Origin of the sequence: Actinocorallia herbida, assembly GCF_003751225.1 — a bacterium.
Lineage (GTDB): Bacteria > Actinomycetota > Actinomycetes > Streptosporangiales > Streptosporangiaceae > Actinocorallia > Actinocorallia herbida.
Map to the genome: position 1 here is coordinate 8687769 of NZ_RJKE01000001.1, position 18953 is coordinate 8706721.

At 69.1% G+C, this 18953-nt stretch carries 18 protein-coding genes; 2 read left to right on the forward strand and 16 right to left on the reverse strand.

Going from position 1 to position 18953, the window contains the following annotated elements; translation table 11 throughout:
* Positions 1-150: 150 nt before the first annotated feature.
* Entirely contained in the window at positions 151-807 is a 657-nt protein-coding gene (msrA, locus tag EDD29_RS39420; RefSeq protein WP_123669267.1) for a peptide-methionine (S)-S-oxide reductase MsrA, read from the reverse strand.
* 75 nt (positions 808-882) lie between these two features.
* On the opposite strand from msrA, the gene rarD reads away from it, so the two are divergent.
* A complete protein-coding gene (gene rarD, locus EDD29_RS39425; protein ID WP_123669268.1) occupies positions 883-1782 on the forward strand; it encodes an EamA family transporter RarD in 900 nt (299 codons plus the stop codon).
* Between the two features lie 71 nt (positions 1783-1853).
* The gene (locus EDD29_RS39430; protein WP_170201748.1) at positions 1854-2531 is read left to right on the forward strand and encodes a C39 family peptidase; all 678 of its coding nucleotides are present in this window, start codon (positions 1854-1856) and stop codon (positions 2529-2531) included.
* A gap of 67 nt (positions 2532-2598) precedes the next feature.
* On the opposite strand, the gene EDD29_RS39435 is transcribed toward EDD29_RS39430, so the two are convergent.
* The 15 genes from EDD29_RS39435 to EDD29_RS39505 form a co-directional block, all read right to left on the reverse strand.
* Entirely contained in the window at positions 2599-3594 is a 996-nt protein-coding gene (locus tag EDD29_RS39435) for a polyprenyl synthetase family protein (protein WP_123669270.1), read from the reverse strand.
* An 18-nt stretch (positions 3595-3612) separates the two neighbouring features.
* Positions 3613-5127 (reverse strand): NADH-quinone oxidoreductase subunit NuoN, encoded by a 1515-nt coding sequence (gene nuoN, locus EDD29_RS39440; protein WP_246053632.1) that lies wholly within the window; start codon positions 5125-5127, stop codon positions 3613-3615.
* 65 nt (positions 5128-5192) lie between these two features.
* Positions 5193-6812, reverse strand: a complete 1620-nt coding sequence (locus EDD29_RS39445; RefSeq protein WP_123669272.1) for an NADH-quinone oxidoreductase subunit M — start codon at positions 6810-6812, stop codon at positions 5193-5195.
* Positions 6812-8704: an NADH-quinone oxidoreductase subunit L gene (gene nuoL, locus EDD29_RS39450; protein WP_123669273.1), complete on the reverse strand. Its 1893-nt coding sequence runs from the start codon at positions 8702-8704 to the stop codon at positions 6812-6814. Before nuoL ends, EDD29_RS39445 begins: the two co-directional genes overlap by 1 nt.
* A 9-nt stretch (positions 8705-8713) precedes the next feature.
* Complete coding sequence (nuoK, locus tag EDD29_RS39455; RefSeq protein WP_123669274.1) at positions 8714-9007, reverse strand: NADH-quinone oxidoreductase subunit NuoK; 294 nt, start codon at positions 9005-9007, stop codon at positions 8714-8716.
* Complete coding sequence (locus EDD29_RS39460) at positions 9004-9771, reverse strand: NADH-quinone oxidoreductase subunit J (protein ID WP_123669275.1); 768 nt, start codon at positions 9769-9771, stop codon at positions 9004-9006. Before EDD29_RS39460 ends, nuoK begins: the two co-directional genes overlap by 4 nt.
* Positions 9771-10298: an NADH-quinone oxidoreductase subunit NuoI gene (gene nuoI / locus EDD29_RS39465; RefSeq protein WP_123669276.1), complete on the reverse strand. Its 528-nt coding sequence runs from the start codon at positions 10296-10298 to the stop codon at positions 9771-9773. The genes EDD29_RS39460 and nuoI overlap by 1 nt, the downstream gene beginning before the upstream one ends.
* Positions 10285-11616, reverse strand: a complete 1332-nt coding sequence (nuoH, locus tag EDD29_RS39470; RefSeq protein WP_123669277.1) for an NADH-quinone oxidoreductase subunit NuoH — start codon at positions 11614-11616, stop codon at positions 10285-10287. The genes nuoI and nuoH overlap by 14 nt, the downstream gene beginning before the upstream one ends.
* Positions 11616-14015, reverse strand: coding sequence for an NADH-quinone oxidoreductase subunit G (locus EDD29_RS39475; RefSeq protein WP_123669278.1), 2400 nt, complete (start codon positions 14013-14015; stop codon positions 11616-11618). Before EDD29_RS39475 ends, nuoH begins: the two co-directional genes overlap by 1 nt.
* Positions 14016-15308: an NADH-quinone oxidoreductase subunit NuoF gene (nuoF, locus tag EDD29_RS39480; RefSeq protein ID WP_123669279.1), complete on the reverse strand. Its 1293-nt coding sequence runs from the start codon at positions 15306-15308 to the stop codon at positions 14016-14018.
* On the reverse strand, positions 15305-16000 hold the full coding sequence (gene nuoE, locus EDD29_RS39485) for an NADH-quinone oxidoreductase subunit NuoE (protein WP_123669280.1): 696 nt from the start codon (positions 15998-16000) through the stop codon (positions 15305-15307). Before nuoE ends, nuoF begins: the two co-directional genes overlap by 4 nt.
* Positions 15997-17355, reverse strand: coding sequence for an NADH-quinone oxidoreductase subunit D (locus EDD29_RS39490; RefSeq protein WP_123669281.1), 1359 nt, complete (start codon positions 17353-17355; stop codon positions 15997-15999). The genes nuoE and EDD29_RS39490 overlap by 4 nt, the downstream gene beginning before the upstream one ends.
* The gene (locus EDD29_RS39495; RefSeq protein WP_123669282.1) at positions 17352-17993 is read right to left on the reverse strand and encodes an NADH-quinone oxidoreductase subunit C; all 642 of its coding nucleotides are present in this window, start codon (positions 17991-17993) and stop codon (positions 17352-17354) included. Before EDD29_RS39495 ends, EDD29_RS39490 begins: the two co-directional genes overlap by 4 nt.
* Complete coding sequence (locus tag EDD29_RS39500) at positions 17990-18544, reverse strand: NuoB/complex I 20 kDa subunit family protein (protein WP_123669283.1); 555 nt, start codon at positions 18542-18544, stop codon at positions 17990-17992. Before EDD29_RS39500 ends, EDD29_RS39495 begins: the two co-directional genes overlap by 4 nt.
* A 6-nt stretch (positions 18545-18550) precedes the next feature.
* Complete coding sequence (locus EDD29_RS39505) at positions 18551-18910, reverse strand: NADH-quinone oxidoreductase subunit A (RefSeq protein ID WP_123669284.1); 360 nt, start codon at positions 18908-18910, stop codon at positions 18551-18553.
* Positions 18911-18953 lie beyond the last annotated feature (43 nt).

Below are 18953 nucleotides of genomic sequence, written 5' to 3' on the forward strand. Positions count from 1 at the left end.
CCCTCGGAGAGCCGCCATCACCGCCCCTGCGACGTACGGATCCAGGATCGGAGTCTCGTCCGACCCGTCGGTGAACCTGAGGTCGTCAGGGAGGGTGAGGCGGCGAGTGCTCTGCCCAGAGGATCGCGAGTTCGTCGCGATCCGTCCAGGTCACTCCGCGGGGGCGATGCCGATCGGGCAGGAGAGGCCGGTGCTGCCGAGGCCGCAGTAGCCGTTGGGGTTCTTGCTGTCCGACAGATACTGCTGGTGGTAGTCCTCGGCGTAGTAGAAGTCTGTCGCCGGGGTGATCTCGGTGGTGATGTCGCCCAGGCCGCCGGAGGTGAGGACGGACTGGTAGGCGTCCTTGGAGGACTTGGCGGCGGCGAGCTGTGCGTCGGAGTGGGTGAAGACGGCGCTGCGGTACTGGGTGCCGACGTCGTTGCCCTGGCGCATGCCCTGGGTGGGGTTGTGGCCTTCCCAGAAGGTCTTGAGGAGGGTGTCGTAGGAGACGGCCGAGGGGTCGAAGACCACGCGGACGGTCTCGGTGTGGCCGGTGAGGCCCGAGCAGACCTCTTCGTAGGTGGGGTTGGGGGTGTAGCCGCCCTCGTAGCCCACGGACGTGGAGATGACGCCGGGAGTGCGCCAGAACACGCGCTCCGCGCCCCAGAAACAGCCCATGGCGAACTCCGCGATCTCGGCGCCGTCCGGGAAGGGCGGGGCGAGGGGGGCGTCCAGCACGACGTGCCTGGGCGCCACGGGGATCGGGGTGTCCCGACCGGGCAGGGCCTTCTCCGGGCTGACCATTGACGTCTTCGCGAATCCGAACATGTGGTAAGGATATCCGCCCGGTCAAGACAGGACTCAACCGTGGTTCGCTGATTACGGCTTGATACCCTGCGCGTCATGGAAACTCGGCGGGGGCTCGCGGCCGGACTCGCGGCCTACGTGATCTGGGGACTTTTCCCCCTCTACTTTCCCCTCCTCAAGCCGTCGAGCGCCGGCGAGGTGCTGGCGCACCGGATCGTGTGGACGCTCGTCACGATGGGCCTCCTGCTCGCCTTCGCGCGCAGGTGGGCGTGGGTCAAGGCGGTCACCGGACGGCAGTGGGCCGCCCTGTCCGCCGCGGCGGTCCTCATCGCGGTCAACTGGGGCACCTACATCCTCGCGGTCAACGACGGCAAGACGATCGAGGCGAGCCTCGGCTACTTCATCACCCCCCTGTTCAGCGTCCTGCTCGGCGTCGTCCTGCTGAAGGAGCGGCTGCGCCCCTGGCAGTGGACCGCCGTCGGGATCGGCGTCCTCGCCGTGGTGATCCTCACCCTCGACTACGGCCGGCCCCCGTGGATCGCGCTGATCCTGACGTTCACGTTCGGCATCTACGGGCTGCTCAAGAAGCGGGCGGCGATGCCGTCGGCGGAGAGCATGGCGATCGAGTCCGCGGTGCTGTTCGTCCCGGCCGCGGGTTTCGCGGTGTGGACCCAGGCGGACGGCTCCGCCGCGTTCGGGCACCACGGCGCCGGGCACGTCCTGCTGATCCTGGCCCTCGGCATCGTCACCGCGGCGCCGCTGATGCTCTTCAACACCGCCGCGCAGGCCCTGCCGCTGAGCACCGTCGGCCTGCTCCAGTACCTGGCGCCGGTGCTCCAGTTCTCCGTCGGCCTGTTCGTGCAGCACGAACTGATGCCCGGCAGCCGGTGGACCGGCTTCGGACTCGTCTGGTTCGCCCTGGCCATTCTGACTTTCGACGCGTTCCGTACGGCACGCAGATCACGGGCGGCCACTCCAGTCACCGCCGCCGCTTGAGACACTTGCACCGGTCGGCTTCGTTCGGCACTCTTACTGCAAACCACCCCGAACGCCCGGAGTCCCACCAGGTGAACAAGGTACTCGCGAGCTTGGTGCCCGGCACCGCCCTCATCGCGTCGCTCTTCGTCGTCCCGGGCGCACCCGCGGTCGCCGCGGCACCCGAGCGGCGGGCCGAAGTACAGGCGCCCGCCGCCCGGGCCGTCGCGGCCTCCCCGGCCAAGATCACACTCGACATCAAGAAGGTGTTCCAGCGCGACCCCTTGTGGTGCAACCCCGCGGGCTCGTCCATCTCCCTGGCGACGCTGGGGGTGAGCGCCTCGCAGAGCGTCCTCGCCAAGAAGATGAAGACGGAGGCGCCGGCGGGTACCTATGACAACGTCGCGGTGAAGGTGCTCAACACCTACGCCGTGCCGAGGGGCTACCTGTACACCCTCGTCTACGACGTCAACGACCCCGCGACGCTGTCCGAGCGCGTCGTCCAGAACGTGGGCGTCCTGCGCAAGGCGGTGCCGCTCCAGGTCTACATGCGCAAACTCCCCTGGTACAAGGGCGAGATCACCAAGGGCAACCCCGGCCACATCATCGTCGCCTACGGCTACAACAAGAAGAAGAAGACGATCAAGGTCTGGGATCCCTACAACTACTACTTCACCGGCGGCACCCACACGATCAAGGTGGCCCGCCTCGCGAAGGCCACCCAGTCCGTCGACAACCGCGCGGGCATGTTCTACCTCACCAAGGAGTAGGCGCCCGGTCCGCGAACGCGAGAGACCCCGGCCGTCCGGCCGGGGTCTCTCGCGTTTGCGAGGGTGGTCAGCCGGTGCGGGAGACCACGTAGTCGCACAGGCCGGTGAGGGCGTGGCGGGCGGAGATGTCCGGGAGGGTGAGGAGTTCGGCGCGGGCGTCCTCGACCCAGCGGCGGGTGTCGGAGCGGGCACGTTCCATGGCCGGGTGGGCGCGGAGCAGGGCGAGCGCCTCGGCATGCTCGGCGTCGTCGGTGATGGGGCCGGCGAGCAGGGCGCGCAGCCGCTCGTCACCCGCCGCCTCGCCGCTGAGGACGTGCAGCATCGGCAGGGTCCGGACGCCCTCGCGCAGGTCCGTGCCGGGCGTCTTGCCGGACTGGAAGGACTCCGAGGCGACGTCGAGGATGTCGTCGGAGAGCTGGAAGGCGACGCCGATCTTCTCGCAGGCCGACGTCAGGGTGTCCACGACGTGCTGGGGCGCGCCGGCCATCATCGCGCCGAACTGGCCGGAGGTCGCGATGAGGGACGCGGTCTTGTCGCCGACGACCTGGAGGTAGTGCTTGAGCTCGTCGCCGCCCTCGGGGACGCCCACGGTCTCCTGGATCTGGCCGCGCACGAGCCGGGCGAACGTCCTGGCCTGGACCCGGACCGCCTCGGGGCCGAGGTCGGCGAGCAGGTCGGACGCGCGGGCGAACAGGTAGTCGCCGGTGAGGACCGCGACGCTGTTGTTCCACCGCGAGTTCGCCGACGCGGCGCCGCGGCGGAGCGGGGCCTCGTCCATGACGTCGTCGTGGTACAGCGTCGCGAGGTGGGTCAACTCCAGGACCACCGCGGCCGGGACGACGTCCGGCCGGGCGTGGTCGCCGAACTGGGCGGCGAGCAGGACCAGCATGGGCCGGAACCGCTTGCCGCCCGCGTTCAGCAGATGTTCGGAGGCTTCGGTGAGCAGTGCGTAGTCGCTGTGCACCGTCTCGAGGAGCAGGGACTCGACCTCGGCGAGTCCCTGCTGCACGTGGGCGGCGAGCGTGTCGTCCACCCGCAGATCGAACGGAACGGCAGCACTCACGAATGCGCCCCCTTCTGGCTAACGAACGAAAAGCTGACCTGCCGCCGTGTTGGCCAGGTCGAGCAGCGGCTGCGGCAGCACACCGAGTACCACAGTAGCCGCAAGCCCGAGGGCCACCGCCGCCGCGGTGGCCGGGGCCACCACGATCGACGGGCCGTCCGGTTCCGGGTCACTGAAGAACATGACCACGATCACCCGGACGTAGAAGAACGCGGCGACGGCCGACGACAGGACACCGACGATGACCAGCGGGGTCGCGCCGCCCTCGATGGCCGCGGAGAACACCGCGAACTTCCCGCTGAACCCGCTGGTGAGCGGAATTCCGGCGAAGGCCAGCAGGAAGAACGCGAAGATCCCGGCGACGACCGGGGACCGACGGCCGAGGCCCGCCCAGCGCGACAGGTGCCCCGCCTCGCCCCCGGTGTCCCGGACCATGCTGACGACGGCGAAGGCGCCGATCGTCGCGGCCCCGTAAGCGGCGAGGTAGAACAGCACCGCGGAAAGGCCCGCCTCCGACATCGCGATGACACCGGTGAGGAGGAACCCCGCGTGGGCGACCGACGAGTAGGCCAGCAGCCTCTTGATGTCGGTCTGGGTGATCGCCACGATCGCGCCGACGATCATCGTCAGGATCGCGACGGCCCACATCATGGGCCGCCAGTCCCAGCTCAGGTTCTCGAACGCGACGTAGAAGACCCGCAGGGTCGCCCCGACGGCGGCCACGAGGGTGCCGGACGCCATGAGCGCCGTGATGGGCGTCGGCGCGCCCTGGTAGACGTCGGGCTTCCACGAGTGGAAGGGCACCGCGCCCAGCTTGAACAGCAGGCCGACGGCCAGGAGCGCGCCGCCGATGACCAGGACGACCGACGGCACCTCGACGGGTGTGCCCGCCGCGGCGCCGGGACCGGACTGGACGGCCAGGGAGATGTCGCCGAGCTTGACGCTGCCCGCGTACCCGTAGACCAGGGCGACCCCGAAGAGGAAGAACGCCGAGGAGAACGCGCCGAGCAGGAAGTACTTGACCGCGGCCTCCTGGGACAGGAGGCGACGGCGGCGGGCGAGCCCGCACAGCAGGTACAGCGGCAGCGACATGACCTCGAGCGCCACGAACATGGTGAGGAGGTCGTTGGCGGCGGGGAACATGAGCATGCCCGCAACCGCGAACATGACCAGCGGGAAGATCTCGGTCTGCACCGAGCCCTTCGCCAGCGCCTGTGCCTCCGCCTCGCTGCCGGGCAGTGCGGCGGCCTGGGCCGCGAACGTCTCCTGCTGCCGGTCGGCGACGAGCAGGAGGCTGAGGATGGCCATCACCAGGATGGTGCCCTGGATGAACAGGGTGGGCCCGTCGATGCCGAGGGCGCCCTCGGCGTCGACGCTGTGCGGCTTCTGGTTGACCGCGAGCATGATCAGCCAGATGAGGGCGCCACCGAGCCCGGCGAACGCCAGCGGGATCTGGACGCGTCCGCGCCACGCCCGCCCGACCAGCGCCTCGACGAGCACGCCGACGATGGCGACGCCGAAGATGATGAGCATCGGCGCGAGATGGGAGTACTCGATGTGCGGCGCGCGGAAGGGTTCCGCGACCAGTTCTGCGGTGTTCACGGCTGGCCTCCAGGGGCTTCCGCCACGGTGGGCTCAGGGTCGTTCACCTGGACGACCGAGAGCGTGTGGTCCACCGTCGGGTTGATCACGTTCACGATCGGCCCCGGGAAGAAGCCGAGCAGGATGATGACGGCCAGGATCGGGCCGATCGCGGCGAGCTCCCGACGGCTGAGATCGGGGAACGCGCCCTTGCGGGAGATGGCCTCCGCGGTGGGTCCGCCCGCGATCCGCTGGTAGGCCCACAGGACGTACAGGGCGGCCAGCACGATGCCGGACGTGGCGATGATCGCCGCGACCTGGTACCGCGTGAACGTCCCGACGAGGACCATGAACTCCGAGACGAACGTCGACAGGCCGGGCAGCGACAGCGCCGACAGGCCCGCGATGAGGAACGTCCCGGCCAGCAGGGGCGCGACCTTCTGAACGCCGCCGTAGGCGTCGATGCGGGCCGAGCCGCGCCGGACGATGAGGTAGCCCGCGGCCAGGAACAGCGCGCCCGTGGAGAACCCGTGGTTCACCATGTAGAGGATCGCGCCGGACTGGGCCATGGACGTCATCGCGAAGATGCCGAGGACGATGAACCCGAAGTGGCTGATCGACGTGTAGGCGATGAGCCGCTTGAGGTCGACCTGCCCGATCGCCAGGACCGCCCCGTAGACGATGCTGATCACCGCGAAGACGATGACCACCGGCGTCGCCCACTTGGCGGCCCCGGGGAACAGCTCGAGGCAGAACCGGATCATCCCGTAGGTGCCGATCTTGTCGAGCACCCCGACGATGAGGACCAGCGCGCCCGCCGGGGCCTGCGCCGCGGTGTCGGGCAGCCAGGTGTGCACGGGGAACATCGGCGCCTTGATCGCGAAGGCGATGAAGAAGCCGAGGAACAGCCACTTGGCGGTCCCCGGGTCGAGGTCCACCCCGCTCAGCTGCTCGATGAGGAAGGTGTTCTTGTCCGCCGCGACGTACAGCCCGATGACGGCGACCAGCATGAGCAGTCCGCCGAACAGGGAGTACAGCAGGAACTTCACCGCTGCGTAGCTCCGCTGCGGGCCGCCGAAGAGGCCGACGAGGAAGTACACCGGGATGAGGATGGCCTCGAAGAACACATAGAAGAGGAAGACGTCGGTCGCCGCGAAGACGCCGATCATCATCGACTCCATGAGGAGGATGAGGACGAAGTACGTCTTCGCCGAGCGGGTGCCGACGACCCCGAACGGGGACTTGCCGGTCTTGCCCGCGGCCTCGTCGGCCGCCGCCTGCTCGGCGCGGGCCGCCGCGACGTCCTCGAACGCGCCGCCGTACCGGTCGGCCGCGGTCCAGCTGGCCAGCATGACCAGCGGGACGAGGATGAGCGACAGCAGCACCAGGACGAGCGCCATGCCGTCCAGGCCGACGGCCCAGTGCACGCCGAAGTCCCGGATCCACCAGTACTCCTGCGCGAACTGGAAGCGCTCGGTCGACGAGGTGTCCCAGCCGGTGGCGAGGGTGACGCCGAACACCAGGACGAGCAGGGCGACACCGAGCCCGACCTGCTTGGCCAGTTCTTCCTTGCCCTTGGGCAGCAGCGCGACGATGAGCGCGCCGAGCGCGGGGAGGGCGATGAGTGCGGAGAGCATCAGATCCTCACCACCAGGAGCGCCGCGACGAGGATGCCGGCGCCGAGGAACATGGACAGTGCGTAGGACCGCACGAACCCGGTCTGGATCCGCCGGACGCGTCCGGAGGTGCCGCCGATCCCGGCCGCGAGGCCGTTGACGACGCCGTCCACACCGCGGTTGTCGAACCAGACCGAAAGCCGGGTCAGCCACTGGCCCGGCCGCATGAGCAGCGACTCGTTCAGGGCGTCTCCGTAGAGGTCCTTGCGGGCGAACGTGGTGATCCACGACCCGCGGGGGGCTTCGCGCGGCACCGGGGCGGCGCCGTACCTGAACCACGCGATGGCGACGCCGATGGCGACGAGCACGAGCGTGATGATGCCCGTGAGGCTGAAGAACTCGTGCTCGGCCTCCGGCGTGTGCGTGACGGGTTCGAGGAAGGCCCCGAACCTGTCGCCCAGCATGAGGAAGCCGCCCATGCCGATCGAGCCGACGGCCAGGACCACCAGCGGGATCCACATGACGGCCGGGGACTCGTGCGGGTGGGCGTCGTCGTCCCAGCGGGCCTTGCCGAAGAACGTCATGAAGATCAGCCGGGACATGTAGAACGCGGTGATCGCCGCGCCCACGACCGTGCAGATCCCCAGGACGACGTTCTCGTGCATGGCGGCCTCGATGATGCCGTCCTTGGTGAAGAAGCCCGAGAACGGCGGGACGCCGATGATGGCGAGGTAGCCGAAGAAGAACGTGACGAAGGTGATCTTCAGGCTGGTGCGGAGCGCGCCGTACTTGCGCATGTCCACGTCGTCCTTCATCGCGTGCATCACCGAGCCGGCGCCGAGGAACATCCCGGCCTTGAAGAAGCCGTGCGCGATGAGGTGGGCGATGGCCACGACGTACCCGACGGGGCCGAGGCCCGCGGCGAGGATCATGTAGCCGATCTGGGACATGGTCGAGCCGGCGAGCGCCTTCTTGATGTCGTCCTTGGCGCAACCGATGATCGCACCGGCGAGCAGCGTGGCCGCGCCGACGATGGCGACGACGGTCTGCGCGACGGCGGACGCCTCGAAGATCGCGCCGGAGCGGACGATCAGGTAGACGCCCGCGGTGACCATGGTCGCCGCGTGGATGAGCGCCGACACCGGGGTCGGTCCCTCCATGGCGTCCAGCAGCCAGGACTGGAGCGGGAGCTGGGCGGACTTGCCGCACGCGCCGAGCAGCAGCATCAGGCCGAGCGCGGTCATGACGCCCTGGGACGCCCCCGACACCTCGCCGAAGACCTTGTCGAAGGCCAGCGAGCCGAAGGTGGCGACCATGATGCCGAGCGCGATGACGATGCCGATGTCACCGACCCGGTTGACCACGAACGCCTTCTTGGCCGCGACGGCGGCGGTCGGCTTGTGCTGCCAGAACCCGATGAGCAGGTAAGAGGCGAGGCCGACGCCTTCCCAGCCGATGAACAGGCCGAGGTAGTTGTCCGACAGGACCAGCAGGAGCATGGCCGCGACGAACAGGTTGAGGTAGGCGAAGAACTTCCGGCGGTTGGCGTCGTGCGCCATGTAGCCGATGGAGTAGACGTGGATCAGCGTGCCGACGAAGGTGATCAGCAGGACGAAGCTGATGGACAGCTGGTCGAGCAGGATCCCGAGGTCGAAGCTCAGGTCGCCGGTCTTGAAGAACTGGTAGAGGTGGATGTCCCGGGCGCGCTCTTCACCGGCGTAGCCGAGCATCTGCCAGAACATCGCGAAGCCGAGGACGAAGGCGCCGCCCGACAGCAGCGTGGCCAGGTAGTGGCCCCACTTGTCGGTGACGCGGCCGCCGAGCAGCAGGATCGCGGCGCCCAGCAGGGGCAGCGCGATGAGCAGCCCGGCCCAGGACTGGAGCCCGGTCGCGGCGAGGGTATGGCTCTCCATGCCCCGCTCCTAGTACTTCAGCAGGTTCGCGTCGTCGACCGACGAGGACCTGCGGGATCGGAAGATGGTCATGATGATCGCCAGTCCGACCACGACCTCCGCGGCGGCCACGACCATCACGAAGAACGCGATGATCTGGCCGTCGAGGTTGCCGTGCAGCTTCGAGAAGCTGACGAACGCGAGGTTCGTGGCGTTGAGCATCAGCTCGATGCACATGAACACCACGATGGCGTTGCGGCGGATGAGCACGCCGACCGCGCCGATGGTGAACAGGAGCGAGGACAGGATCAGGTAGTGGCTCACTGCTGGGCCTCCTGAACGGCTTTGACGTCCTCGTCGACGGCCTCGGTCTCCGAGGCCCCGGCGAGGTCGGTGTGCCGTTCCGCGGCGTCTTCGCCGCGGCCGGTGAGGACGGGGTTGAGCGACAGCTCCGAGATGGAGCCGTCGGGCAGCAGCGCGGGCATGTCGACCGCGTTGTGGCGGGCGTAGGTGCCGGACGGCGGCAGGTTGCCCGGGTGGGCCCCGGACTTGAACCTGTCCTCCGACATCTCCCGCTGGGTCGGCTTGGGCGTGAGCCGCTCCTTGTGCGCCAGCACCATCGCGCCGAGCGCCGCGGTGATCAGCAGGGCGCTGGTCACCTCGAAGGCGAACACGTACTTGCCGAAGATCAGCCGGGCGAGCCCGATGACGTTGCCCTCGCCGTTCGCGGCGGTGAGGCCGACGTCACCGGAGAAGCTCGCGGAGCCGAACCCGAAGACGAGCAGGCCGCCGAAGCCGAGACCGGCGATCGCCGACCAGATCCGCTGTCCGGAGATCGTCTCCACGAGCGAGTCGGTGGAGGCGACGCCGACGAGCATCAGCACGAACAGGAAGAGCATCAGCACCGCGCCGGTGTAGACGATCACCTGCACGAACGCGAGGAACGGGGCGTCCTGGACGGCGTAGAGCACGGCGAGGCTGAGCATGACGACCGCCAGGAGCAGCGCCGAGTACACGGCCTTCTTCTGGAAGATCATGCCGAGCGCGGCGGCCACGGACACCACCGCGAGGATCCAGAACGTGACCATCAGAAGTCACCGTCCTTGGCGCCGAGCCCGAGCCGGTAGTAGTCCTCTTCCGTCTCGCCCAGCTCCATCGCGTGCGGCGGCTGGGTCATGCCCTCGCGCAGCGGGGCGAGCAGCATCTCCTTGGTGAAGATGAGCGACTCGCGGCTGTCGTCGGCCAGCTCGTACTCGTTGGTCATCGTGAGCGCCCGGGTCGGGCACGCCTCGATGCACAGCCCGCACAGGATGCAGCGCAGGTAGTTGATCTGGTAGACGCGGCCGTAGCGCTCACCCGGGGAGAAGCGGTCCTCCTCGGTGTTGTCGCCGGCCTCGACATAGATCGCGTCGGCCGGGCAGGCCCAGGCGCACAGCTCGCACCCGATGCACTTCTCCAGGCCGTCGGGCCACCGGTTGAGCTGGTGCCGGCCGTGGAACCGCGGCGCGGTCGCGACCTTCACCTCGGGGTACTGGACCGTCTCCACCTTGGTGAACAGCTGGTGGAAGGCGACTCCGAACCCCTTGACCGGGTTCAGGAAGTCAGTGAATCCCACTTTCGACCTCCTTCTTCTCGGTCACGGATTCGGGTGCGGGCCGCGGGACGACGCCGTGGTAGTGCGGGGCGTCCAGCGGCGGGACGGGGAAGCCGCCCGCGAACGGGTCGGGCTTGACGGCTGTCCGCTTGCCGGATTCGGCGGGCTCGGCGGTCTTCGCGCCGGGCTTCTCGCGCTTGAGGATGTCGACCACGACCGAGACGCCGAACGCGATGGCCACCAGGACCGCGGCGCCGATGACGAAGCCGGTCGAGCTGTGGCCCTCGTTGCGGAGCGCGCGGAAGGTGGCGACGAGGAGGATCCAGCCGAGGGAGAACGGCATGAGGACCTTCCAGCCGAGCTTCATCAGCTGGTCGTAGCGGACCCGCGGCAGCGCCGCGCGCAGCCAGATGAAGAAGAAGATGAACATCCACATCTTCACCAGGAACCACAGGATCGGCCACCAGCCCTCGTTCGCGCCGGCCCAGACCGTCGAGATCGGGGCGGGCGCCCGCCAGCCGCCGAGGAACAGCGTGGTGGCCAGCGCGGACAGGGTCGCCAGGTTGATGTACTCGGCGAGGAAGAACATCGCGAACTTCAGCGACGAGTACTCGGTGTGGAAGCCGCCGACGAGTTCGCCCTCGCCCTCGGGCAGGTCGAACGGGATGCGGTTGGACTCGCCCATCATCGTGATCACGTAGACCACGAACGACGGGAACAGCATCAGCGCGAACCAGCGGTCGTGCTGGGCGGCGACGATGCCCGACGTGGAGAGCGTCCCGGCGAACAGGAACACCGCCACGAAGGACAGGCCCATCGCGATCTCGTAGGAGATGACCTGGGCGCTGGAGCGCAGCCCGCCGAGCAGCGAGTAGGGCGACATGGACGCCCAGCCCGCGAGCACGATCCCGTAGACGCCGATCGAGCTCATCGCCAGCACCAGGAGCACCGCGACAGGCAGGTCGGTGCCCTGAAGCGGCGTCTTGTGGCCGAAGACCGAGACCATCGGGCCGAACGGGATGATGATGAAGGAGATGAACGCGGGGATCGCGGAGATCACCGGCGCCGTCCAGAAGACGATCTTGTCGACCCCGGACGGGACGATGTCCTCCTTCAGCGCCAGCTTGACGCCGTCGGCGAGGCCCTGGAGGAGACCGAACGGGCCGCACCGGTTCGGGCCGATGCGCAGCTGCATCCGGCCGATGATCCGGCGCTCCACCCACATCGACATCAGCACGGTGAGGACCAGGAAGACGAAGATGGCGACGCACTTGCCGACCATCAGCCACCAGGGGTCCTTGCCGAAGTCGGCGAGGGTCGGGTAGGGGTAGCTGTCCATCAGCCGACGCCTCCGATCTGCACGACGCTGCCGGAGGTGGCGCCGAGGTCGCGTGCGAGGTTGATCCCCGAGCTGTTGCCCGGCAGCCAGACGACGCCCTCGGGCAGGTCGTCGATGACCAGCGGCACCGTGACGGCGCCGCGGTCGGTGGAGACCGTGACCAGGCCCTGGAGGCCGTTGGCCGCCGCGGTGGCGGCCGACATCCGGGCGACGACCGGACGGGCCGTGCCCTTCAGGTGCGGTTCGCCGTCCTGGAGCCTGCCGTCGTCGAGGAGCTGCCGCCAGGTGGCGAGCACGGCCTCCCCGTCACCGGGGGTGTAGGTGAACTCGGTCAGCGTGCCGGGGGCGCCGGACCGCTCACCGCGGTAGGAGCCCAGTTCGGCGAGCTCCCGCAGGGCCGCCGCGGAGTCCGGCAGGCCGAGGTGGAAGTCCAGCTCGTCGGCCAGCGCGCCGAGGACGGCGAGGTCGGTGAGCACGCCGGGCACCTTCAGCGCCGTCTCGAAGTGCCTGCCGCGACCCTCCCAGTTGACGAAGGTGCCGGACTTCTCCGCGACCGCCGCGACCGGCAGCACCACGTCCGCGCGGTCGGTGACCGCGCTCGCGCGCTGCTCCAGGCTGACGATGAACGGGGTCTTGTCCAGCGCCGCGAGCGCGAACGCCGGGTCGGGCAGGTCGTAGGGGTCGACGCCGCCGACGACCAGCGCCTCGATGTCGCCCGCGTAGGCGGCGGCGAGGATGTGCGCGGTGTCGCGGCCCGGCGTGTCGGGCACGGAGCTGACGCCCCACACCCGGGCCACCTCGGCCCGCGCCTGCGGGTCGGTGAGCGGCCGTCCGATGGGCAGCAGGCCGGGCAGCAGCCCCGCCTCGACGGCGCCGCGCTCCCCGGCCCTGCGCGGGACCCAGGCGAGCTTCGCGCCGGTCGACTGGGCGAGCCGCACGGCCGCGCTCAGCGCGCCCGGCACCTCGGCGAGCCGTTCGCCGACGAGGATGACCGAGCCTTCCGCGGCGAGCTCCGCGGCGGCCTCGCCGGAGATGCTCAGCGCCTCCGGCTCACCGCCGGGACCCGCCTGGAGGAGCCGTCCGTTCAGCTTGGTGAGGCCCTTGGTGGCGAACGGCGCGATCGCCAGGACCTGCAATCCGTGCTTGCGGACGCCCTTGCGCAGCCGCAGGAAGATCGCGGCGGCCTCCTCCTCGGGCTCCAGCCCGGCCAGCAGGACGACGGGCGCCTTCTCCAGCGCGGTGAAGGACACCTCGATCCCGTGCCCGGCGACGCCCCAGGCGAGGAAGTCGGCCTCCTCGGCGCTGTGCGGCCTGGCCCGGAAGTCCACGTCGTTCGTGCCGAGCGCGATCCTGGCGAACTTCGCGTACGCGTAGGAGTCCTCCAGCGTGAGGCGCCCGCCCGCGAGGACCGCGGCGCTCTTCCAGCCGAGCCCCTCGGCGGCGGCGCGCAGCGCCTCCGGCCAGGACGCGGGCTCGAGGACGCCGTCGGCGTTGCGGATCAGCGGGTACCGCAGCCGGTCGGGCTCGGTGGCGTAGGTGAAGGCCCACCGGCCCTTGTCGCAGTTCCACTCCTCGTTCACCTGCGGGTCGTCACCGGCGAGCCGCCGGGTGACCTTGCCGCGCCGGTGGTCGGTGCGCAGCGCACAGCCGGACGAGCAGTGCTCGCACACCGACGGGGTCGACACCAGGTCGAACGGCCGCGACCGGAACCGGTAGGCCGCGCCGGTGAGCGCGCCGACCGGGCAGATCTGCACGGTGTTGCCGGAGAAGTAGGAGGAGAACGGCTCGCCGTCGGCGGTGCCCACCTGCTCCTTGGCGCCCCGCTCGAACAGGTCGATGAACGGGTCGCCCGCGATCTGCTCGGAGAACCGGGTGCAGCGCGCGCACTGGATGCAGCGTTCGCGGTCGAGCAGCACCTGCGACGACAGCGGCAGCGGCTTGGCGAAGGTGCGCTTGCGCTCGATGAACCGGGTCTCACCCCGCCCGTTGGACATCGCCTGGTTCTGCAGGGGGCACTCGCCGCCCTTGTCGCAGACCGGGCAGTCCAGCGGATGGTTGATGAGCAGGAACTCCATCACGCCCTTCTGCGCCTTCTCGGCGACCGGGGACGTGAGCTGGGTGTTGACGACCATGCCGTCGGCGACCGGGATGGTGCAGGACGCCTGCGGCTTGGGGAAGCCCCGCCCGTTGCCGGCGTCGGGGATGTCCACCAGGCACTGGCGGCAGGCCCCGATCGGGTCGAGCAGCGGGTGGTCGCAGAACCGGGGGATCTGCACGCCGAGCAGTTCGGCGGCCCGGATGACCAGCGTCCCCTTCGGGACGGAGATCTCGAAGCCGTCGATGGTGAGGGAGACGAGATCCTCTTGGGGAACGACGCCCGTCTCGGATGTCGCGGTCATTTATGCGCCCCACTTCGTGGACTTGGCGGGGTCGAACGGGCACCCGCCGTGGGAGAAGTGCGCCAGGTACTCCTCGCGGAAGTACTTGATCGAGGAGTGGATCGGGCTCGTCGCACCGTCGCCGAGTGCGCAGAAGGACCGGCCGAGGATGTTGTCGGCGATGTCGTTCATCGTCGACAGGTCCTCTTCGGTGCCCTGCCCGGCGTCCAGCCGCTTGAGCATCTGCTTGAGCCAGTAGGTGCCCTCGCGGCACGGCGTGCACTTGCCGCAGGACTCGTGCGCGTAGAAGTCGGTCCAGCGCGAGACCGCCCGCACCACGCACGTGGTCTCGTCGAAGATCTGGAGCGCGCGGGTGCCGAGCATCGACCCCGCCGCGCCCACCGACTCGAAGTCGAGCGGGACGTCCAGGTGCTCGGCGGTGAAGATGGGCGTGGAGGAGCCGCCGGGGGTCCAGAACTTGAGTTCGTGGCCCTCCCGGATGCCGCCCGCCATCTCCAGCAGCTCGCGCAGCGTGATCCCGAGCGGCGCCTCGTACTGGCCGGGCCGGGTGACGTGCCCCGAGAGCGAGAAGATGCCGAAGCCCTTCGACTTCTCGGTGCCCATCGAGCCGAACCAGTCGGCGCCCTTTCCGACGATCGAGGGAACCGAAGCGATCGACTCGACGTTGTTCACGACGGTGGGTCCGCCGTAGAGGCCCGCCACCGCGGGGAAGGGCGGCTTGAGCCGCGGCTGCCCGCGGAAGCCCTCCAACGAGTCGAGCAGCGCGGTCTCCTCACCGCAGATGTACGCGCCCGCCCCGGCGTGGACCACCAGGTCGAGGTCGTACCCCGACCCGAGGATGTCCTTGCCGAGGTAACCGGCCTCGTACGCCTCGGCGACCGCCTGCTGGAGCCGCCTGATGACGTGCAGGACCTCACCGCGCACATAGATGAACGCCTGGTGCGCGCCGATCGCGAAGGAGCTGATGATCACGCCCTCGACCAGTACGTGCGGGTTGGCGAGCATGAGCGGGATGTCCTTGCAGGTCCCCGGCTCGGACTCGTCGGCGTTGACCACCAGGTAGGTGGGTTTACCGGTGCCCTGCGCGAGGAATCCCCACTTCATGCCGGTGGGGAATCCGGCGCCGCCCCGGCCGCGCAGGCCGGAGTCCTTGACCGCCTGGACGATCGCGGACGGCTCCATGCCCAGGGCCGTGCGCAGGGAGGAGTAGCCGCCTTCCCGCTCGTAGCCCGCGCGGGTGAAGGAGTCCGCCTGGTCCCAGTGCTTCGTGAGCACGGGGGTGAGTGTCGTCATGGCGCCTCCCAGCCCTTCTCCTTGGCCAGCTCGAGGCCGACGAGGGATTCCGGGCCCGCCTGGACGCCCTCTGCGGCGCGTCCGTCGTTGAAGCCGGCGAGCACCCGGGACGCCTCCTTGAACGTGCAGATGCCGTCCGCGCCGCGGGTCGGCGGCACGGGACGGCCCGCGCGCAGGTCGTCGACGAGCTGCTTGGCCGACTCGGGGGTCTGGTTGTCGTAGAACTCCCAGTTGACCATCATCACCGGCGCGAAGTCGCAGGCGGCGTTGCACTCCAGCCGCTCCAGCGACACCTTGCCGTCATCGGTGACCTCGTCATGGCCGACGCCGACGTGCTCGTTGAGCGCCGCCCAGATCTCGTCGCCGCCGAGCACCGCGCACAGCGTGTTGATGCACACGCCGACGTGGTAGTCGCCCATCGGGCGGCGCTTGTACTGGGTGTAGAACGTCGCCACACCGGTCACCTGGGCCGGGGTGATGTCGAGCATGGTGGCGCAGAACTCGACACCCGCCCTGGTCACGCACCCGTCGACGGACTGCACGAGGTGCAGCATCGGCAGCAGCGCGCTGCGCGTCTTGGGGTACTTGGCGATGATCTCCTTGGCGTCCTGCTCCAGGCGCTGCCTGGTCTCCACGTCGTACGGGGAGCCCTCGGGGAAATGCCCCGTGAAGCCGACAGGGACCGCACTCATCGGTCGACACCTCCCATCACGGGGTCGATGGACGCGACCGCGGCGATGACATCGGCGACGTAGCCGCCCTCGCACATCGCGGCGGTGGCCTGAAGGTTGACGAAGGACGGCTCGCGGAAGTGCACCCGGTAGGGGCGCGTGCCCCCGTCGGACACCACGTGCGCGCCGAGCTCGCCGCGCGGCGACTCCACCGCGGCGTACACCTGCCCGGCGGGCACCCGGAAGCCCTCGGTCACCAGCTTGAAGTGGTGGATCAGCGCCTCCATGGACTCGCCCATGATGTGCCCGATGTGGGCGGGCGAGTTGCCCATGCCGTCGGTGCCGATCGCGAGCTGCGCGGGCCAGCCGATCTTCTTGTCCTCGATCATCACCGGCCCGTCCTTGGCCGAGCCCTTGGTGAGCCGCTCGACGCACTGCTCGACGATCTTGAGCGACTCCTCCATCTCGGCCATCCGGACGAGATAGCGGCCGTACACGTCGGCGCTCTCCTGGGTGTGCACCTGGAAGTCGTACGTCTCGTAGCCGCAGTAAGGCTGCGTCTTTCGCAGGTCCCACGGAAGACCTGCGCTGCGCAGCATCGGGCCGGTGACGCCGAGGGCCATGCAGCCCGTCAGGTCCAGGTAGGCCACGTCCTTGGTCCTGGCCAGGTAGACCGGGTTCGCGTCGAGCAGCTTGCGCAGGGTCCGGAACCGCTCGGGCATGCGCTCCAGGTAGGCGCGCAGCTTCGCGATCGCGGCGGGGCCGACGTCCTGGGCGACGCCGCCCGGCCGGATGTAGGCCATGTTCATGCGCAGGCCGCAGATCTCCTCGAACAGGTCGAGGGTGTACTCGCGCTCGACGAACCCGTTCAGCATGACCGTCGTCGCGCCGAGTTCGAGACCGAACGTGGCGATCGCGACGAGGTGCGAGGAGATCCTGTTGAGCTCCATCATCATCACGCGGATGACATTGGCCCGCTCGGGGATGCGGTCGGTGACGCCGAGCAGCTTCTCCACCGCGAGGCAGTACGCCGTCTCGTTGAACAGGGGCGCCAGGTAGTCCATCCGGGTGCAGAACGTGGTGCCCTGCGTCCAGGTGCGGAACTCCATGTTCTTCTCGATGCCGGTGTGCAGGTAGCCGATGCCCACCCGCACCTCGTCGACGGACTCGCCGTCGAGGGTGAGGATGAGCCGGAGCACGCCGTGCGTCGAGGGGTGCTGCGGCCCCATGTTGATGACGAGGCGCTCGTCGTCTGCGGCGTCCTTCGCCCCGGCGACGACGTCGTCCCAGTCCTGCCCGGCGAGGTTGAAGACCTTGCCCTCGGCCGTCCCGTCGTCGGTCGCGCCCGCCTGGTAGGCGTCATACGTGGTGGTCATGAGTACGACCTCCGCTCGTCCGGCGGCGGGATCTCCGCGCCGCGGTACTCGACGGGGATGCCGCCGAGGGGGTAGTCCTTGCGCTGCGGGTGCCCGATCCAGTCGTCCGGCATCTCGATCCGGGTCAGCGCGGGGTGGCCGTCGAAGATGATGCCGAAGAAGTCCCAGGTCTCGCGCTCGTGCCAGTCGGCGGTCGGGTAGACGCCGACGAGCGACGGCACGTGCGGGTCGGCGTCGGGGATCGCCACCTCCAGCCGGACACGCCGGTTGTGCGTCATCGAGAGCAGGTGGTAGACCGCGTGCAGCTCCCGCCCCTCTTCCGAGGGGTAGTGCACGCCCGAGACGCCGGAGAGCAGTTCGAACCGAAGCTCGGGGTCGTCGCGCAGCACCGCGGCCACCTCGGCGATCCGCTCGCGCTTGATGAAGAACGTCAGCTCGTCCCGGTCGACGACGGTCCACTCGACCGCGTCACCGAAGCCGGACCGCTCCAGGTGGTCGGCGACGTCGTCGAAGTAACCGCCGTAGGGGCGCGGCGACGAGGCCGCGGCGGGCCGCTGGACGACGAGGCGGCCGAACCCGGAGGTGTCGCCGGTGGTGTTGGCGCCGAACATGCCGTGGCGCTCGTTCGACTCGCTCATGAGCGCGCTCCGGACTGACCGAGCAGCGGCAACTGCCGCAGCTTCGCCTTCTCCAGTTCCTGGATCTGCCGTTCGCGCTGCACACCGAGCTTGGTGTTCTGCATCTTGTCGTGCAGTTTCAGGATGGCGTCGAGCAGCATCTCCGGACGCGGGGGGCATCCGGGCAGGTAGATGTCCACTGGTACGATGTGGTCGACGCCCTGGACGATCGCATAGTTGTTGAACATGCCGCCGGACGAGGCGCAGACCCCCATGGCGATGACCCACTTCGGTTCGGTCATCTGGTCATAGACCTGCCGCAGCACGGGAGCCATCTTCTGGCTCACCCGCCCCGCGACGATCATCAGGTCGGCCTGTCTCGGTGTGGCCGCCGCGCGCTCCATGCCCCAGCGGGACATGTCATGCCTGGGGTCGCCGGTCGCCATCAGCTCGATGGCGCAACAGGCGAGGCCGAACGTCGCGGGCCAGGTGGAGCTGCGCCGGGCCCAGCCGGCCACTTGTTCAACGGTACTGAGCAGGAATCCGCTCGGGAGTTTCTCTTCAAGACCCATGGTGAATCAGTCCCACTCCAGGCCGCCGCGGCGCCACACGTAGGCGTACGCGACGAGGACGGTGACGATGAACAGCACCATTTCGACAAGACCGAAGAGCCCGAGGCGGTCGAACGAGGCCGCCCAGGGGTACAAGAAGATGATCTCGATGTCGAAGACGATGAAGAGCATCGCCGTGAGGTAGTACTTCACGGGGAATCGGCCGCCGCCGACGGGTTGCGGCGTCGGTTCGATCCCACATTCGTAGGATTCGAGTTTGGCCCTGTTCCAGCGTTTCGGGCCGGTGAATGCCGCCATGATCACCGAGCCGACGGCGAAGGCCGCCGCCAGCGCCCCGAGCACGAGGATCGGCAAGTAGAGGTCCACGGGATCACACACCCCCCTCAGAGTTCGTGACACATCTCACCGT

Coding starts and splice junctions, on each gene's coding strand:
- msrA (WP_123669267.1), bottom strand. CDS start 807: ATGTTCGGATTCGCGAAGACGTCAATGGTCAGCCCGGAGAAGGCCCTG.
- rarD (WP_123669268.1), top strand. CDS start 883: ATGGAAACTCGGCGGGGGCTCGCGGCCGGACTCGCGGCCTACGTGATC.
- nuoN (WP_246053632.1), bottom strand. CDS start 5,127: ATGCTCATCATCTTCGGCGTCGCCATCGTCGGCGTGCTCGTCGAGGCG.
- EDD29_RS39445 (WP_123669272.1), bottom strand. CDS start 6,812: ATGCTCTCCGCACTCATCGCCCTCCCCGCGCTCGGCGCGCTCATCGTC.
- nuoL (WP_123669273.1), bottom strand. CDS start 8,704: ATGGAGAGCCATACCCTCGCCGCGACCGGGCTCCAGTCCTGGGCCGGG.
- EDD29_RS39460 (WP_123669275.1), bottom strand. CDS start 9,771: ATGGTCACGTTCTGGATCCTCGCGGTGGTGTCCGTGGCCGCCGCGCTC.
- nuoH (WP_123669277.1), bottom strand. CDS start 11,616: ATGGACAGCTACCCCTACCCGACCCTCGCCGACTTCGGCAAGGACCCC.
- EDD29_RS39475 (WP_123669278.1), bottom strand. CDS start 14,015: ATGACCGCGACATCCGAGACGGGCGTCGTTCCCCAAGAGGATCTCGTC.
- nuoF (WP_123669279.1), bottom strand. CDS start 15,308: ATGACGACACTCACCCCCGTGCTCACGAAGCACTGGGACCAGGCGGAC.
- nuoE (WP_123669280.1), bottom strand. CDS start 16,000: ATGAGTGCGGTCCCTGTCGGCTTCACGGGGCATTTCCCCGAGGGCTCC.
- EDD29_RS39490 (WP_123669281.1), bottom strand. CDS start 17,355: ATGACCACCACGTATGACGCCTACCAGGCGGGCGCGACCGACGACGGG.
- EDD29_RS39495 (WP_123669282.1), bottom strand. CDS start 17,993: ATGAGCGAGTCGAACGAGCGCCACGGCATGTTCGGCGCCAACACCACC.
- EDD29_RS39500 (WP_123669283.1), bottom strand. CDS start 18,544: ATGGGTCTTGAAGAGAAACTCCCGAGCGGATTCCTGCTCAGTACCGTT.